Genomic DNA, 17,207 nt, shown 5'->3' with positions numbered 1-17,207 from the left:
AAAGGAACCATCCATGAGCGATCAACGTTCGCTGCTGGAGCATGCCACGCGCGATCTCGCCGGGTTCGCCAGCCGTCTGCAATTTACCGACATCCCGCCGGACGTGATCGCGCACGCCAAACTTTGCATTCTCGATGGGCTCGGCGCCTCGTTGTATGGCGCGCGCTTGCCGTGGACCGAGCATGTGCGTGATGTGATGCTCGCGGAGGGAGCGTTGCCGAAGGCGTCGCTATGGGGTGCGGGCTGCAAGGCGTCGGTGGCGCAGGCGGCGCTGGTCAACAGCACGGCGGGGCATGGCTTCGAGATGGACGACATCCATAAGGAATCGATCGTGCACCCGAATTCGCTGGCGGTGCCGGCGGTGTTTGCGCTGGCGCAGGGCGGGCAGGCCCCCTCCAGCGGCCGCGACGTTCTCACGGCCATCGTCGCCGGTTGCGAGGTGGGGCTGCGGGTGGGCAACGCCGCGACCATGGCACTGTTCCTGCGCGGCTTCCATCCGCAGGGCACCAGCGGCGTCTTCGTCAGTGCGGCAGCGGCTGGACGGCTCGCAGGCTTGCCGCAGGACCTGCTGCATCAGGCGCTCGGCATTGCCGGTTCGATGGCGGCAGGGCTGATGGCGGCGCAGGAGGGCGCGATGGTCAAGCGCCTGCATGCAGGCCGCGCAGCACAGGCGGGCGTACTCGCGGTGCAGCTCGCGCAGCGCGGCTTCACCGGCATCTCCGACGTGCTCGAAGCGGGCTATGGCGGATTCCTCAGCGCATTGTCCGGCGAGCCGAACCCGCCGAAGTTGCTCGCCGGCCTGAAGCAGCTGTGGGAGACCGCGAACATCGGCTTCAAGATGTATCCGAACGTCACCAGCATCCACACCGCGCTCGACGCGTTGCGCGACATCATGCAGGCGCACCGCGTCACGGGCGAGGCGATCGAGCGGATCGAGGTGCAGTGTCCGCACATGACCTACGTTCACACGGCCTGGCCCTACAAGCCCGCAGGCGTCACGGCTGCGCAGATGAGCATGGTGTTCGGGCTGGCGGCGATGGCGCGGGATGGCGCGGTTACCGCGGGCAGCTACAGCGCGGAGGCGGTGGCCGATCCGCAACTGCTGGCCTTCATGCCGCGCATCGCCGTCAGCGAGAGCGCGGAGCTAGAAGCCAAAGGTGCGGCCTTCCGTCATGCCTGCCGCATGCGCGTGGTGACGAAAACCGGGGATGCCTTCGCCCGGGAGATTTTGAACCGGCGCGGCAGCCCGGAAAATCCAGTGGCGCATGCGGATGTGGTGGAGAAATTCCGCGGCAACGTCGCCCATCTGCCGCGGGAACGATCCGAGCGGATCATCGCTCTCGTCGAGGGCCTCGATCGGCTGGAGGTACTCGACGAGCTGTTCGCATTGCTGGAGGCGGTTTAAAGCCTAGTCCCGAAAGGAGTGTAGTGGTTTCCGACAAAAGCTTGCCCTCGGACGCGGACGAGGATCATGCCTGAACAGAAGATCATGCTTGAGCAGTCAACAGCAAGCTTGTGCGAGGATGAACGTCCGCGTTCTCGCGACATCGGCCCATCCGGCTCCAACCGATAATACGGCTCTAGCCGATATTGGCTCTGAGCTTCGCCCAGGTCTGCCGAACGTCTTCCTTGACGTCATGCCACTTCGCCGACGCCACGTCCCAGTTCACGATCGGCCGGCTCTGGACCACCGCCTCGTTGCTCGTCACGGTCGACGTGGCGGACACGTCATGCACGTAAACGAGGCCGATCGTCATGAGACAGCCCAGGATCATTCCCAGAAACATGCGCATCTCGAACTCCCCTCGCGAGTGCCCGCGCGTGCGGGCCAGCAAATAACGCGCAGAGCATCCGGCAGGTTCCGGCAGGCACCGGACTGGTTCCGTGCTTGGAACGCATCCGGCGGCCTTGGACGCAGCACCTTCAAATCGCAAGACGCTGCGCCTCGATGATGCGATCAGTCGTCGATGATCGCCACCGCACGGCACCAGCCGGCGGAGGCGCGCTCGATCTTCACCGGGAAGCACGACACCGTGAAGCCGGTGGCGGGCAGCTGTTCGAGGTTGTGCAGCTTCTCGATATGCGAATAGCCGGTGTGGCGTCCGGCCTTGTGGCCTTCCCAGATGATGCTGGCGTCGTGGGTCTCGGCATATTTCTTCGCGGTGTAGACGAACGGCGCATCCCAGCTCCAGCCGTCGATGCCGGTCACGCGCACGCCACGCTCTAACAGGTACATGGTTGCTTCATAGCCCATGCCACAGCCGGAATTGACGTAATCCTGGCGGCCGTATTTGGCGCCCGCGGAGGTGTTGACGACGACGATGTTGAGCGGCTTCAGCTCGTGGTCGATGCGCTTCAGTTCCTTCTCAACGTCGGCGGCGGTGACGACATAGCCGTCCGGGAAATGGCGGAAATCGAGCTTCACCCCCGGCTGATAACACCACTCCAGCGGCACCTCGTCGATGGTCCACGACTTCTCGCCGCGGTTCATGGTCGGGTGATAGTGCCACGGCGCGTCGATATGCGTGCCGTTATGAGTGGAAAGCGTCACCCGCTCCACCGCCCAGGCCTGGCCGTCCGGCAGCTCCTCCGGCTTCAGGCCGGGGAAGTGGCGCAGCATCGCCTGCATGCCCTGCTGGTGATCGATGTACTCGATGGTGGGGTGGCCGCCCGGCGGGTCCGCGGGCACGTCGTTCTGCAGCGGCACCGAGATGTCGATCAGCTTGCGGGCCATGGGTGTCTCCTCGCTTGTTTGTTGTTTGATGGTGGAGCGCCGATCAGCTCTGCCGCTCGACCCGGTTCTTCAGGATGCCGATCTTCTCGACCTCGAGTTCGATCGTATCACCATGTTCGAGAAAGAGTCCGATCTCGACGCCGCAGCCGCCGCCGACTGTGCCTGAGCCGATGAATTCGCCGGGCATCAGCGTCTCGTCCTTGGTGATGTGCTCGATGATCTGTTCAAACGAGAACAGCATGCCCTCGCTGATGCTGCTGCAGCGCACTTCGCCGTTCACGCGCGCTTCCATCTTCAGCTTGTAGGGATCGCCGATCTCGTCCGGCGTGACGATCCAGGGGCCCAGCACATTGCCGCCGTCGAAGCTCTTGCCCTTGGCCGGGCCGAGCCGTCCCTCCATCTCGATGCGCTGGGCGTCGCGGGCGGAGAAGTCGTTGAAGATGGTGTAACCGAAGATGTGGTCCTTCGCCTTCGATGCCGGAATGTTGGCGCCGCGGTTCTTGGTGACGATGCCGAATTCCAGCTCGTAGTCCATGACCTGGCTGTAGCGCGGCCATTTCACCGTGGTATTGGTGCCGCGCACGCTGTAGCGGTTGGTGATGTAGTAGATCGGCACCTTGCGGTAGACCTCCGGCAGCTCGCCGAGCGGCATCGCGTCGATCCGCTTCAATTCCTCCATGTCGCCCTTGGCGCGCGCCGCCAGCTTCAGCTGTCCGCGCGGCGCCTGCAGGATATGCAGCGGAAACGACATGCCGTCGCGCATCTGCCGCGGCTCCGGGATTGGCGCGAGGATCTCGGTGGCGGCGACGTCGGTGGACAGGTCCGCTTCCGCGCTGCACTTGGCGAAGATGTCGCGTGCCGCATCGAGCGCCGTCTCGCCGGCATCGATCAGCGCCAGCATCGAGGCGAAGGCGGGATTGGCCGCGCCCGCGCGATCTGCCGCACGTGCGAGATCGAAAACCTTGCTATCGTTGGCATGAACGATGCCCACGCGCTCGCCGTTGCCGTTCTTGAAGGTGGCCAGTTTCATCGATGGTCTCCGGGGGACTGCGGCGGGTTCTGCTTGCGCCGGATGAAAATATATGATCAACAAAAATATCGATATTTGAAAAGCGGTGTCAAGCGCGCCGCCTGCGACGTGCACAGCCGCAGGTCCTGCGGTGCGCGCATGCCCCAAACAGAACACCAGCGCCGCGCATGCAGGCGGCCGCGACGACGGAGGAGGGACGACGATGAGGCTGAAGACGATTGCGGCGGCGATGATGACGCTGCTCGCTGCCGGCGCTGCGCACGGGCAGCAGAAGATTCAGATCGGTTGCACGGCGACCACCGATTGTTCGGCGGCCATGGTCGCGGTCGATGAGGGCATCTTCAAGCGGCTCGGGCTCGATGCCGAGATGGTGCTGATCGGCATCAACTCGAACATTCCGGCGGCGCTGCTGTCGAATTCGATCCAGATCGGCGGGCCGACCTCGTCGGTGTTCCTGCAGGCGGTCGATGGCGGGCTCGATCTCGTCGCGGTCTCCGGCGCTTCGGTGATGAACCAGCGCACCGCCAATCTCACCACGGCATTCGCGCGCAACGGCGTCACAATCAAGGAGCCGAAGGATTTCGTCGGCAAGAAGGTCGGTGCGCCGGGCCTTGGCGCCTTCCTGCATGTGCTGTTCGTCAAGTGGCTGCAGGAGAAGGGCGTCGATCCGAAGGGCGTCAACTTCGTCGAAGTCTCGTTTCCGACCATGAACGACATCCTGAAGTCCGGCGCGGTCGACGCGGTGCTGACCAGCGAGCCGTTCGTGACGCGGATGACCAACGCGGGCACCGGCTATGTGGCGGCGCGTTACGTGGCGGACCTCAATCGGACCGAGCCGATCATCTTCTACGCCGCGTCACGGGACTGGGCGGAGAAAAATCCGGAGATCGTGAAGAAATTCCGCGAGGCCGTTGCCGAGGGGGCCAAGATCGTCAACGCCGACCGCGACAAGGCGTCGGCCTCGATCGCGAAGTTCACCAAGCAGCCTTTGGATATCGTCAAACTCAATCCGCCGAGCTATCAGGAGCCGGCCATGAAGGCGAGCGATCTCGCCTGGTGGGTGGAGGTGATGAAGCAGCAGAAGCTGCTCCAGGGCAACATCGACCTCGCCAAGGTCGTGTTGAAATGAGGTGAACTGACGATGCCGCAGTCCGGCCGAGCCAAAAGTCTGGAGCCATCCGCCGACACGCTGAGCGAGCGGGCGGCGGCCCTGATCCAGCGCGATATCCTGAGCGGGCGGTTGGCGCCGGGCTCGCGGCTCGGCATCGTCGGCCTGGCGCAGGGTTATGGCCTCGGCGCGACGCCGGTGCGGGAGGGCTTGTCGCGGCTGGTGTCGCGGCAGCTCGTGGTCGCGCTCGGCCAGCGCGGTTTCCGTGTCGCCCCGGTCAGCGAGGCGGATCTGCGCGACATCACCCGGATGCGCATCGTGGTGGAGCAGGAGGCGCTCTCGCTGGCGATGAAGCTCGGCAAGGACGAGTGGGAAGCCGGCATCGTCTCCGCGCTGCACCGCATGCAGCGCTTCATCGACCGGACTGGCTCGCGCTTCACCGAGGGGACCGAGGAGTTCGACGTGCTGCACAAGGGCTTCCACACCGCGCTGTTGGAGGCGTGCGGCTCGCCGCGGCTGCTGGCGGCCCATTCCGATCTCTACGACCAAGCCTATCGCTACCGGCGCATCATGATGCGCAAGTTCGACAACGGGAAAACCTTCATGCAATCGCACCGCGATCTCGCCGACTACGTGCTGGCCCGCGATCAGCGCCGCGCGCCGGCGATGCTGGCCACGCATCTGCAAAGCACCATCGGCTATGTCTATCCTGATACCAAGGGTCGTAGGTCGTGAGTGTGGTCCGCCCCGTGTCAGCCGCCGCCGTCGCGTCGCAGCCTCCGGTGATGGCGTTCGCAGGCGTCACGCTGCAGCTCGGCGGCAAGACCATCGTCGAGAACATCGACTTCACGGTCCGCCAGGGCGAGTTCGTCTGCATCATCGGCGCGTCGGGATGCGGCAAGACCACCGCGCTCCGCCTTGCGGCGGGCCTCTACCAGCCCTCTGCTGGCGCCGTGACGTTCGAAGGCAAGCCGATGCTCGCGCCGCGGCGCGACATTGCGATCATTTTTCAGGATTATGGCAAGGCGCTGCTGCCGTGGCGCACCGCCGCCGGCAACGTGTCGCTCGCGCTGGAGGCGGCAAGTGTCCCGGCGGCCAAGCGTGGTCCGCGCATCGCCGAATTGCTGGCCAAGGTCGGGCTGCCCGGCCACGCCAACAAGTATCCGGCGGAGATGTCCGGCGGCATGCAGCAGCGGCTGCAGATCGCCCGCTGTCTCGCGCAGGATCCGGTCGCGCTGTTGATGGACGAGCCGTTCGGAGCGCTCGACGCGATGACGCGGCAGGGGCTGCAGGACGAGGTGCTGTCGCTGGTGGCGGCGTCCGGCGCCACCGTGCTGTTCGTGACCCACGACCTGGAGGAGGCGATCTATCTCGGCGATCGCGTCATCGGTCTGCTGCCGCATCCCGGCCGGATCGGCATTGAAGTCACGGTCGATCTGCCGCGCCCGCGCGACCAGCTCGCCACCCGCGAGCATCCGGAATTCCTGCGGCTGCGGCGCGAGCTGTTCGACTTCATCAAGGCTTCGGAGGGGTGAGCATGGTCTGCGTGCCGGCGTCTTTCAACGCTGTCATTCCCGCGCATCGCCAACGGGTCGGCGCGAGGCGCCGCCCGATGACAGGCTCCACGATGAGCCCGGAATCCATAACCATCGCGGGGCGTATCGATTCCGGGTCTGCGCCATCCAAGTCGGCTGTATCTAAGTCGGCTGCTACCAACTTGGGCACCATACAATGCCGAACTCGGGTAAACCCAAGTTCGGTTGACGCATCCCGGAATGACGAGCTTGGGAAGCATGGGTTGCCGAGAATCGAGCCTCAACGCTTGTGGGATTGCGCCCGATCATGATCTCGTCCTCGACCCTGAAGGGGCTTGCGCTGCCGGTGGTGCTGATCGTCGCTGCCGAGATTGCCGGACGGATGGTCGATCTCAGCCACAGCGATTCGCTCGCGCCGCCGAGCGCGATCGCGCGCGCGTTCGTTGAAGCCGTGGCGGACGGCTCGATGATCGCCGCCACCCGTGACACACTGGCGAGTGCGTTCGCGGGTCTCGCGATCGGCGCTAGCATCGGCCTGCTGATCGGGATTATCCTCGGCGTGCTGCCACTTGCCGACCGGTTGATGGAGGTGACGATCGAGTCGATCCGGCCGATCCCCTCCATCGCGGTGTTGCCGATCGCCCTGATCGCGCTCGGCTTCGGCTATCGGCTGGAGATCGCCATCGTCGCCTTCGCCTGCCTGTGGTCGCCGCTGATCCTGGCGCGCGCGGCGGTGCGCGGCGTCGAGCCGCGGCTGATCGAGGTGTCGCGCGCGTTGCGGCTGACGCCGGCTGCGCGCATCGCCAAGATCGTCATCCCGGCGGCGCTGCCGCGCATCTTCGTCGCCTTTCGTCTCGCCGTCGGCATCGCGCTGATCGTCGCCGTCACCGTCGAGATCGCCATCAATCCTCTCGGCCTCGGCCACGGCATCATGACCGCACAGCAGGCGCTGCGGCCGGACCTGATGCTGGCTTATCTCGTCTGGCTCGGCATCCTGGGCTTCGGGCTGAACGCGCTGATGGTTTTGGCGCAGCAGCGGCTGTTCGGCCGCGCCGCGATCGTGGAGGAGCCGCGATGAGCGTTCCGGCATCGATGCGTTCGGCGATCGGCTGGCGCGTCGTCAGCTTCGGTGTCGCGGCGAGTTTCGTCGCGCTGTGGCAATGGATCGCCAATGCCCGTCTGGTGTCGCCGGTGTTTCTGCCGGGGCCGGATCGCGCCTGGGCCTCACTGGTGCGTGGTTTCACCGACGGCGACCTGATGGCGAAGGTCGCGGGTACGTTGCAGCACATGGCCGTCGGCTGGTTGGTCGCCTCGCTGGTCGGCATCGCGCTCGGCGCGCTGATCGGCTCGTCGCCGCGCATCCGCCCCTACGTCACGCCGACGCTGGAGTTTCTGCGGCCGTTGCCGGTGTCGGCGATCATCCCGGTGGCGATCGCGTTCTTCGGCCTGTCGCAGGCGATGACACTGTTCGTGATCGCCTTCGGCGCGGTCTGGCCGATGCTGCTGTCCACTGTGCATGGCTTTGCCGCGGTCGAGCCGCGCCTCTATGAGGTTGCGCGGGCGCTGCACCTGTCGCGGATGGCGGTGATCTTCAAGATCGGCCTGCCGTCGGCCAGTCCGGATATTCTCGCCGGCATGCGCATCAGCGTCACCGTCGCGCTGATCCTGTCGGTCGTGTGCGAGATGCTGGCGGGCCTCGATGGCCTCGGCCACTGGATTCTGCTGGCGGCGCGCTCGTTCCGCTCCGCCGATCTGTTCGCGGGCGTGATCCTGCTCGGCGTGATCGGTTATGTCACAGCCTTGCTGGTGGCGCAGGTGGAACGCCGGTTGCTGGTCTGGCGGACCTCCGGGCACTGAGGCCGGGCCGCGACGGCGGGAACCGATTTTCCCGCCGTCATCGCCTGAACGCGTGCTCAGCGCGCGTAGCNCCCACCCGCCGCACTCGCCGTCCACATGCACCGTGCGCAGGGCCTGCCGGCGCTTCCCTAACGGCGCTTGCTTTGTCAGACTGTGATCCTGCGGCCGCATACGGGGGACACTGTCATGGATGAGAGCTGGCGTTTGTCTGCGGTCGAGGTCGCAGCGCTCGTGCGATCGAAGCAACTGTCCGCGCGCGAAGTCACGGCAGCCGCGCTGCAGCGGTTGGAGCAGGTCAATCCTTTCATCAACGCGGTGGTCGAATACAAGCCGGAGTATTCGCTGGCGCAGGCGGATGCGGTGGATGCGGCGATCGCGCGCGGCGAGGATGTCGGGCCGCTCGCCGGCGTGCCGGTGACGACCAAGGTCAACGTCGATCAATCGGGCTTCGCCACCACCAACGGCCTGCGCCTGCAGAAGGACCTGATCGCAAAGAGCAATTCGCCGGTGATCGACAACATGATCAAGGCCGGCGCCGTCGTCATCGGCCGCACCAACACCCCGGCCTATTCCTATCGCTGGTTCACCAACAACCTGGTGCATGGCCTGACCAAGAACCCGCGCAACAACGCGATCACGCCGGGCGGCTCATCCGGCGGTGCGTCGGCGGCGGTGGCCTCGGGCATCGGCCACATCGGCCAGGGCAACGATATCGCCGGCTCGGTGCGCTATCCGGCCTATGCCTGCGGCATCCACGGCCTGCGCGTCAGCCTCGGCCGCGTGCCGGCCTACAATGCGTCGTCGCCGGAGCGATCGATCGGCGGACAACTGATGGCCATCAACGGCCCGCTGGCGCGGACGATCGGCGACCTGCGCCTTGCGCTCGCGGCGATGGCACAGCCCGATCCGCGCGATCCCTGGTACGTTCCGGTGCCGCTCGAAGGTCCGCCGGTGCAGCCGCGCGCGGCGCTGTGCATTGCGCCCGACGGGCTGGAGGTGGTGCCGGAGGTGAGGGCGGCGCTGGTGAATGCGGCCAAGCGGCTGGAGCGCGCCGGCTGGGTAGTGGAGGAGATCGAGACCACGCCGCCCTTGCGCGAAGCGGCGCAGTTGCAGGTCAACCTCTGGATGGGCGACGGCTACGCGGCGCAGCTTGCAGCGATGGAGAAGGAGGGCGATCCCGGTGCGCTCGCAGCCCTGCGCGGCCAGGCCAAGGTCGGTCAGGCGTTCAATGCGGCGACGATGTCGGAGACCTTGATGCGGCGCGCGACGCTGGTGCGCGAGTGGTCGCTGTTCTTCCAGCGTTTCCCGGTGCTGCTGTTGCCGGTGTCGGGTGAGCTGCCGTTCGAGGATCAGCTCGACGTGCGCGACGAGGAGTCCTATGCGCGGGTGTGGCGCGCGCAGATGCCGCAGATCGGCATCCCGTTCATGGCGCTGCCGGGACTGACGGTTTCCACCGGCATGGTCGGCAACATCCCGGTCGGCGTGCAGGTGGTCGCCAACCGCTATCGCGAGGACCTGTGCCTTGCCGCAGGCGAAGCGATCGAGGCCGGCGGCGTGCCGCCTGCGCCGATCGATCCGGTTGGCTACCGTTAGCATTCGTCGCGCATAGCTGCGCGGCAGATGCGCGCGGCGCATGCGATTGACAGATGGCGGGCGCAGTCCATCATGGTGTCAATTCAAGCATGCTCCGGAAAAGCCGGAACCGGTTCTCCGAAGAGATCATGCGCAGAACATCATGGGGAGAGAACGTCATGGCCGATGGTCCGGATCTCGTCATTCGTGGTGGTACCATCGCCGATGGCCGTGGTGGCGCGCTGTATGAGGCTGATGTTGCGATCGCGAACGGCCGCATAGCCGAGGTCGGCAAGGTTTCGGCCAAGGGCAAGGACGAGATCGACGCCAAGGGCAAGCTGGTCACCCCGGGCTTCGTCGACGTGCACACGCATTACGACGGGCAGGTGACCTGGAGCCATGACATCTCGCCGTCGTCGCAGAACGGCGTCACCACTGCGATCATGGGCAACTGCGGCGTCGGCTTCGCGCCATGCCGCCCGTCCGACCACCGCCGCCTGATCGAGCTGATGGAAGGCGTCGAGGATATCCCGGAGCCGGTGTTGTCGGCAGGCATCCCGTGGGAGTGGGAGAGCTTTCCCGACTATATGAATTGGCTGTCGAAGCGGCCGTTCAACCTCGATATCGGCGCGCAGCTTCCGCACGCGGCGTTGCGCGTTTATGTGATGGGCGAGCGCGGTGCGCGGCGCGATCCGGCGACGGCGGAGGACAACGCGGCGATGGCCGGGCTTGCGGCCGATGCCGTCAAGGCCGGCGCGCTCGGCTTCTCCACCTCGCGCACGCTCAACCACCGCACCTCCACCGGCGACTTCACCCCGACGCTGAAGGCCGGCGAGGACGAGCTGACGGCGATCGCGGATGCGATGCACAAGACCGGCCGCAGCGTGCTGCAATTCGTGCTCGACCAGAGCACCTTCAAGGAAGACCTGCCGATGATGCTGCGGGTCGCCGATCGCACCAAGTGTCCGATCTCGTTCTCGGTGGCGCAGGGCGATCGCAGCCCACGCGGTTGGCGGCAGACACTCGACAGCCTCGCCGAGGCCTCCGCCCGCGGTCTGTCGGTGACGGCGCAGATCGCGGCGCGTCCGGTCGGGCTGCTGCTCGGGCTCGAACTGTCGCGCAACCCGTTCCAGACTCATCCGAGCTACAAGGCGATCGCCAAGCTGCCGCTCGATGAGCGGGTGAAGCGGATGCGCGATCCGGCGGTGCGCGCGGCGATCTTGAGCGAGAGCGCGACCACCGTGGACGATCCGCTGTTCTTCCGCCCGAACTACGACAAGATGTATCTGCTCGGCAATCCGCCGGATTACGAGCAGCCGCCCGAGCGCACCCTCGGCGCGCGCGCCAAGCGCGAAGGCCGCAAGCCGGAGGAGCTGGCTTACGATGCGATGCTGGAGGAAGACGGCCGCGGCATGCTGTACGTGCCGTTCCTGAACTATGCGGACGGCAACCTCGATGCGGTCCACGAGATGCTACGGGATCCGCATTCGATCCCCGGCCTCAGCGACGGCGGCGCCCATTGCGGCATCATCTGCGACGCGAGCTTCCCGACTTATCTGCTGACGCACTGGACCCGCGACCGCACCCGCGGCGACAAGCTGTCGATCCCGTTCGTGGTGGCGGCGCAGGCGCGGCGGACGGCGGAGTCGGTCGGGCTGATGGATCGCGGCGTGCTCGCGCGTGGCTACAAGGCCGATGTCAACGTCATCGATTACGACAAGCTGCACATGCATCCGCCGAAGGTGCATTACGATCTGCCGATGGGCGGCCGCCGCCTGTTGCAGCAGATCGACGGCTACGATGCGACCATCGTCTCCGGTGTCGTCACCCAGCGGCATGGGGCGGCCACCGGCGCGCGGCCGGGCCGGCTGGTGCAGGGCGTGCGGGCGGCGCCGGCGGCTTAGATTGATACAGGGTCGCTAACACGCTCGTCATTCCGGGCGCCGCGCATCTTGCGGCGATCCGGAATCTCGCTCGAGATTCCGGGTTCGATGCTTGCGCATCGCCCCGGAATGACCGCGTTTAGATCGAGTCCGCTCAGCCGTTCGCCACCAGCTTGTCGATGGTGACGCCCTTGCCGACGCCTTGCCGCGTCATGTGCGGTGTCACGTCGATCTCTTCCAGCTCGATCTCGCGATTCAGCACCTTCTGCTTCCAGGCCTGATGCTCCGGCTCCTTGGCGTGGAATTCCGGCATCACCTCCTTGGCGAACAGTTCGAGCGACTCGCAGATGTGCTCGTGGGTGTTCTTGCCGGCCTGGTTGAGCAGGATGATGCTGTCGACCCGCGAGGTCTCGAACTTCTTCAGCTTGTTGCGGATCGTCTCGGGCGAGCCGATCAGGCCGCCGCGCAGGGCGCGCTGGTGGGCTTCCGGATTCTCCTTCTTCCACTTGTTGTACTCGTCCCACATCGAGACCGTGCCCGGCGCCGCGCGTTCGCGGTTGCGCGAGCCGGAGTAGTAGGCGAGAGCGAACTGGAAGAAGGTGACCCCGTCGGCGCGGCGGCGTGCTTCCTCGTCGGTCTCCGCGCACATGAAGTAGGAGACCATCGCGATGTTCGGGTTGGTCTGATAGTCCGCGAGCTTCTCCTGCCGTTTGGTGAACGCGTTGTAGTAGGCGTGGACCCACGCATGCGCCATTTCCGAGGTGAGGAACTGGAAGCCCAGCGCGCCGATGCCGCGCCGTCCCGCCATTTCGATGGTCTCGAGCTGCGAGCAGGCGACCCACAGCGGCGGGTGCGGCTTCTGGACCGGCTTCGGTGTTACGTTGCGCAGGGGAAACTTGAAGTACGGGCCGTCATACTGCCAGCCTTCCTTGGTGAACATCGGGATGATGCACTTCACGGCGTCTTCCCAGATCTCGCGCTTCTGCGCCATGTCGATGCCGAACGGCGCGAGCTCCTGCACGCTGCCGGATTCGCCCATGCCGAACTCCACGCGGCCGTTGGAGACGAGGTCGAGGCAGGCGACCTTCTCGGCGACGCGGGCGGGATGGTTGGTGGTGAGCTGGATGATGCCGTGGCCCATGCGGATGCGCTTGGTGCGCTGGCTGGCGGCGGCGAGGAAGACCTCCGGCTGCGGCGAGTGCGAATACTCGTCGAGGAAGTGATGCTCGACCTCCCAGGCATAGTCGTAGCCGAGCTTGTCGGCGAGCTCGACCTGGTTCAGCGCGTTCTGATACAGGTTGAGTTCGTCATTCGGCCCCCACGGCTTGGGGAGTTGCAATTCGTAGAATATCCCGAATTTCATCGCGTTCCCTCGTCATGTTTTGATTGTTGGCGTCAGAGTCATCTTAGCCGACGCCGCGTCGTCGTCCATGCGGGAGCGAGAACGTTTCCATGCATATCGGCCGTGGGCTTGCGCGAATTACGAATTGGCGCATTGCACAAGCAGACCCGGAACGAGTTCTTGGAGGGCGCTGGCGTCAGCGCCGGCTCAGGCGGATATCCAGCCAGCCCTGGCGATTGACGCTGACCTCGTCGCCGTCTCCGGCGATCACCGTGGTCGTTTCGGCTTCGAGGATAGCGGGGCCGGTCAATGTCGTGCCGGGCGTCAGGCTGGCGATGTCGTAGACGGCCGCATCCCGCCAGCCGCCGAACCAGGCCGGTCGCGTGGTCTTCGGTTGCGCGGCCATGTTCGGCTGCGGAAGCGTGTTGTCGGTGCGGCGCGGTGCGGGTTCGGATGCCTGCACGCTGCCGACCGCTGCCGCGCGGGCGTTGACGAACACCACCTCCTGGTCGCGCGAGGCGTAGGTATAAAGCTCCTCATGGCGCCGGTGGAATTCCTCATGGATGCGGCCGATCAGGTTCGGCGCCTCCCAATCGAGTGTAGTCAGCGGCACGTCGATCTCGAAAATCTGCTCGCCATAGCGCATTTCGGCAGAGCGCTCGATGCGCGCCGGCCCGTCGAACCAGGTGCGCAGCCGGGCCATCGCCCGCGTTTCCAGTTCGCCGAATACGGCGCGCATGGCCGCGTCATCGACGATGGCGCCGTCGCCGATATGCGTGCGGCTGAGCTCGTAGCGCAGGTCGGTGGCGAGCATGCCCCACGCCGACAGCACTGAGGCCACCGTCGGCACGATCACCCGCGGAATCTCCAGCTCGCGCGCGACCTCCACCGCGTGTAGGCCGGCGGCGCCGCCGAAGCTCAGCAGCGCGAACCGCCGGGGATCGACGCCGCGCCGCAGCGTCATCAGGCGGATGCCGTCCGCCATCTTCAGGTTGATCAGCCGGTAGATGCCGGCTGCGGTCTCCTCGCGCGAGAGCTTCAGCGTCGCGGCAACGCGGTCGGCGGCGGCTTCCGCGGCTGCCCTGTCGAGTTTGCGGGTGCCGCCGAGAAAGCTGTCGGCATCGAGATAGCCGAGCAGCAGGTTGGCGTCGGTGACGGTGGCGAAGCGGCCACTATTGCCGTAGCAGGCGGGGCCAGGCACCGCGCCCGCGCTCTCGGGGCCGACCTCGAATGTGCCGGACGCGTCGGCGCGGGCGATCGAGCCGCCACCGGCGCCGATGCTGGCGATGTCGAGGCTGCGCAGCGCGATCCGTTCGCCGGCGAGCCCGCGTTCGGCGGAGAGCGAGGCCTCGCCGCCGGCGATCAGCGAGATGTCGGTCGAGGTGCCGCCCATGTCGAACGGGATCAGGTCCGGCACGCCGAGCAGCGTCGCACAGCGGCGTGCGCCCGCGACGCCGCCTGCCGGGCCGGACAGCACGGTCGCCGCCGCAAGCCGGGCGGCTTCCTCCAGCGGCGCCATGCCGCCATGCGAGAGGATCACGAACAGGCTGCCGCGAAGGCCTGCCTCGCCCAGCCGTGTGCTGAGGCTCGTGAGGTAGCGATGCACGGCCGGTCCGACATAGGCGTTGACCACGGTGGTCGAGACCCGCTCGAACTCCTTGATCTGCGGCAGCACATCGCTGGAGCGGGTAATGAAAACGTTCGGCAGCGCCCGCCGCAGCCGTTCTTCGGTGGCGATCTCATGCGCCGGGTTGCGATACGCGTGCAGGTAGCAGATCGCCACGGCGGCCGCGCCGGACTGCCGGGCGGTTTCGATCGCCTGCGCAAGTGAGGCGTCATCCAGCGGCGTCTGCACCGTGCCGTCCGCTCGCAGCCGCTCGCGCACGCCGAGGCGAAGCTGCCGTGGCACCAGCGGCTCCGGCGGCGGCGTGCGCAGATCGTAGCGGTTGCCCTTCAAGCCCTCGCGCATTTCCAGCACGTCGCGATGGCCTTCGGTGGTGAGCAGCGCCACTCTTGCGCCCTTGCGCTCCAGCAGGGCGTTGGTGGCGACGGTGGCGCCATGCACGATGCGCGCGGTCTGCGCCAGCATGTCCTTGCGGGCAACGCCGAGCCGTCGCGCCAGCTCGTCGAGGCCGTTCAGCACGCCAACCGACTGGTCCTGCGGCGTCGAGGGCGATTTCGCGAACACGGTGTTGCCCGTCTCGTCAATGGCGACGAGATCGGTGAAGGTGCCGCCGACGTCGATCCCGATCACGAACGGCATCAGCGCGCTCCGCTGTTCGGCGCGGTCTGCGTCGGCATCGTGACGAGCCCTTGTTCGAGATCGCGGGCATGCGCCTGCGCGCTGCGTTTCGCCGGATCGCCCCAGCCGCCACCGCCGCCGGAGCGGACCTGCAGCACGTCGCCTGGTGCGATGACGATGCCGACCTCTTTGGTCTTGAGCACGCGTTCCGGCTTGCCTGCCGAGATCAGACGATAGTCATGCGGCTGGCCGTCCTCGCCGCCGAGCATGCCGCAGGCACCATGGCGTGCGCCGTCGCCCGCGGTGTTGGCCCGCGCCTCCGTTTCCGTCTCGACCACGAGATCGAGGTTGCAGCCAAGCCCGCCACGATGTTCGCCGCGCCCGCCGGAGTCGGGGCGGAATTCGTGTCGCCGGAAGTGCAGCGGAAAGCGGACCTCGGCGATCTCGACGCTGCCGAACTTGATGCCGCCGGCGGTGTGCCATTCGCCGATCGACGACCAGCCGTCGCCGTCGGCGCTGGCGCCGCCGCCGGGGCGTGCGTGAAACATGTGCCAGATGAAGCCGCGTCCACTGCGCGGGTTCTCGCCCTGGATGGCGATGCGGAAGCGGCGGCCCCAGCCGCCCATCACGCGCGCGGGGCAGGCAGCGGCCATCGCCTTGACGATCGCCTCGACGATCTCGTTCGACGGATGGCTGGTGCAGAGCGTCACCGGCCGGCCGGGATCGGCCCAGACGATGGTGCCTTGCTTGGCCACCACCTTGAGCGGCCGCAGCGCGCCGGAGTTCTTCGGAATGTCGGGATCGATCAGGTAGGCGAACGCCATCGCCACCGCCGCCTGCATGTTGGCGTGCGAGGAGTTGACGAAGCTCGTCGTCTGCGGATCGGAGGCGGTGAGATCGACCTCGATGTCGCTGCCGCGCTTCGTCACCTGGGCTTTGATACCGATGTCGTCATGGCCGCGGCCGTCGTCGTCCAGCACCGCCTCGCCATGGAAGACGCCGTCCTTCCAGCTCGCGACGATGGCGCGGGTCCGCTGCTCGGATGTATCGAGGATGTCTTCGATCGCCTGCTGGACGGTGGCCGCGTCGAATTCGCCGAACAGCTTCGTCAGCCGCCGTTCGCCGAGATGCGCCGCCCCCACCATGGCCGCGAGATCGCCGCGGAAATCGCGCGGGTTGCGGATGTTCAGCGCGATCATGTCGAGCAGGTCTTCGCGCAAGCGTCCCCGCTCGTAGAGCTTGATCGGCGGGATGCGTAGGCCTTCCTGGTAGATTTCCGTCGCGGTCGGATTATAGCCGCCGTGGGTCGCGCCGCCGATGTCGCTTTGATGCGCGCGCACGATGGTCCAGAACAGCCGCGCGTCGCCATTGAACACCGGCACGAACGCGGTGACGTCCGGCAGGTGGCTGCCGCCATGGTAGGGATCGTTCATCAGGATGACGTCGCCCGGCTGCACGCCGCGCACGCTTTCCTCGACCGCGCGCGTCGCCCATGGCAGCGCGCCGACATGCACCGGGATGTGATCGGCCTGGGCGATCAGCCGGCTGCGGGTGTCGCAGATCGCGAGCGAGAAGTCGCGGCTGGAGTTGAGGATCTGCGAATAGGATGTGCGCAGCATCGCTTCGCCCATCTCGGCGACGATGGCGCCGAGGCGATGCTGGATGACGGCGCGGGTGATCGGATCGACGCTGCTAGACATGGTTGACAGATCGTTGCCCTGAGGTGTCTCCGGTTCCCAAAATGACAGCAATCTTGACGAAAGCCAATCGGGCGTTGCGCTTGCGGTCGAACGCGATGTTCGTCCGCGGACACGGCGAACGCGACGTCTCATCGGGGTTGACGTTCGCGAAACAGGCAAAAGTTCCTCGCCTGTCATGATGTCGCTTTCGTGTTTGCGAACCGG

Annotated in this window: 14 protein-coding genes; 8 read left to right on the top strand and 6 right to left on the bottom strand. The window is 66.4% G+C overall.

The window, feature by feature from the left end:
• Window positions 1-13: 13 nt before the first annotated feature.
• A complete protein-coding gene (locus X566_RS23815; protein ID WP_051443800.1) occupies window positions 14-1,405 on the top strand; it encodes an MmgE/PrpD family protein in 1,392 nt (463 codons plus the stop codon).
• A 175-nt stretch (window positions 1,406-1,580) separates the two neighbouring features.
• On the opposite strand, the gene X566_RS01885 is transcribed toward X566_RS23815, so the two are convergent.
• The 3 genes from X566_RS01885 to X566_RS01875 all read right to left on the bottom strand — a co-directional run bounded on the left by X566_RS01885 (window position 1,581) and on the right by X566_RS01875 (window position 3,764).
• Window positions 1,581-1,793, bottom strand: a complete 213-nt coding sequence (locus tag X566_RS01885; RefSeq protein WP_034463026.1) for a hypothetical protein — start codon at window positions 1,791-1,793, stop codon at window positions 1,581-1,583.
• A gap of 164 nt (window positions 1,794-1,957) precedes the next feature.
• A complete protein-coding gene (locus X566_RS01880) occupies window positions 1,958-2,734 on the bottom strand; it encodes a cyclase family protein (RefSeq protein ID WP_034463024.1) in 777 nt (258 codons plus the stop codon).
• A gap of 43 nt (window positions 2,735-2,777) precedes the next feature.
• The gene (locus X566_RS01875; protein WP_034463023.1) at window positions 2,778-3,764 is read right to left on the bottom strand and encodes a fumarylacetoacetate hydrolase family protein; all 987 of its coding nucleotides are present in this window, start codon (window positions 3,762-3,764) and stop codon (window positions 2,778-2,780) included.
• Window positions 3,765-3,966: 202 nt separating this feature from the next.
• Between X566_RS01875 and X566_RS01870 the strand changes: the two genes are divergently transcribed.
• The 7 genes from X566_RS01870 (at window position 3,967) to X566_RS01835 (ending at window position 11,740) form a co-directional block, all read left to right on the top strand.
• Window positions 3,967-4,893 (top strand): ABC transporter substrate-binding protein, encoded by a 927-nt coding sequence (locus X566_RS01870; protein ID WP_034463021.1) that lies wholly within the window; start codon window positions 3,967-3,969, stop codon window positions 4,891-4,893.
• Between the two features lie 12 nt (window positions 4,894-4,905).
• The gene (locus X566_RS01865) at window positions 4,906-5,607 is read left to right on the top strand and encodes a GntR family transcriptional regulator (protein WP_034463020.1); all 702 of its coding nucleotides are present in this window, start codon (window positions 4,906-4,908) and stop codon (window positions 5,605-5,607) included.
• 50 nt (window positions 5,608-5,657) lie between these two features.
• Window positions 5,658-6,407 carry an ABC transporter ATP-binding protein gene (locus tag X566_RS01860; RefSeq protein ID WP_034467578.1) on the top strand — a complete coding sequence of 250 codons (750 nt, stop codon included), beginning with the start codon at window positions 5,658-5,660 and terminating at the stop codon, window positions 6,405-6,407.
• Window positions 6,408-6,714: 307 nt separating this feature from the next.
• Complete coding sequence (locus X566_RS01850; RefSeq protein ID WP_034463015.1) at window positions 6,715-7,485, top strand: ABC transporter permease; 771 nt, start codon at window positions 6,715-6,717, stop codon at window positions 7,483-7,485.
• A complete protein-coding gene (locus tag X566_RS01845; RefSeq protein WP_244434646.1) occupies window positions 7,482-8,264 on the top strand; it encodes an ABC transporter permease in 783 nt (260 codons plus the stop codon). The genes X566_RS01850 and X566_RS01845 overlap by 4 nt, the downstream gene beginning before the upstream one ends.
• Window positions 8,265-8,450: 186 nt before the next feature.
• Window positions 8,451-9,857 (top strand): amidase family protein, encoded by a 1,407-nt coding sequence (locus X566_RS01840; RefSeq protein WP_034463014.1) that lies wholly within the window; start codon window positions 8,451-8,453, stop codon window positions 9,855-9,857.
• A gap of 158 nt (window positions 9,858-10,015) precedes the next feature.
• On the top strand, window positions 10,016-11,740 hold the full coding sequence (locus X566_RS01835; protein ID WP_034463013.1) for an amidohydrolase family protein: 1,725 nt from the start codon (window positions 10,016-10,018) through the stop codon (window positions 11,738-11,740).
• A 133-nt stretch (window positions 11,741-11,873) separates the two neighbouring features.
• On the opposite strand, the gene X566_RS01830 is transcribed toward X566_RS01835, so the two are convergent.
• The 3 genes from X566_RS01830 to X566_RS01820 all read right to left on the bottom strand — a co-directional run bounded on the left by X566_RS01830 (window position 11,874) and on the right by X566_RS01820 (window position 17,003).
• Window positions 11,874-13,082 carry an LLM class flavin-dependent oxidoreductase gene (locus X566_RS01830; RefSeq protein ID WP_081740013.1) on the bottom strand — a complete coding sequence of 403 codons (1,209 nt, stop codon included), beginning with the start codon at window positions 13,080-13,082 and terminating at the stop codon, window positions 11,874-11,876.
• A gap of 175 nt (window positions 13,083-13,257) precedes the next feature.
• Window positions 13,258-15,324 carry a hydantoinase/oxoprolinase family protein gene (locus X566_RS01825; RefSeq protein ID WP_034463012.1) on the bottom strand — a complete coding sequence of 689 codons (2,067 nt, stop codon included), beginning with the start codon at window positions 15,322-15,324 and terminating at the stop codon, window positions 13,258-13,260.
• Window positions 15,324-17,003 (bottom strand): hydantoinase B/oxoprolinase family protein, encoded by a 1,680-nt coding sequence (locus X566_RS01820; protein WP_051443799.1) that lies wholly within the window; start codon window positions 17,001-17,003, stop codon window positions 15,324-15,326. The genes X566_RS01825 and X566_RS01820 overlap by 1 nt, the downstream gene beginning before the upstream one ends.
• Window positions 17,004-17,207 lie beyond the last annotated feature (204 nt).

Origin of the sequence: Afipia sp. P52-10 (genome assembly GCF_000516555.1) — a bacterium.
In the GTDB taxonomy this organism is placed as follows: Bacteria; Pseudomonadota; Alphaproteobacteria; order Rhizobiales; family Xanthobacteraceae; genus P52-10.
This window is presented reverse-complemented; position numbering and strand designations above follow the sequence as displayed.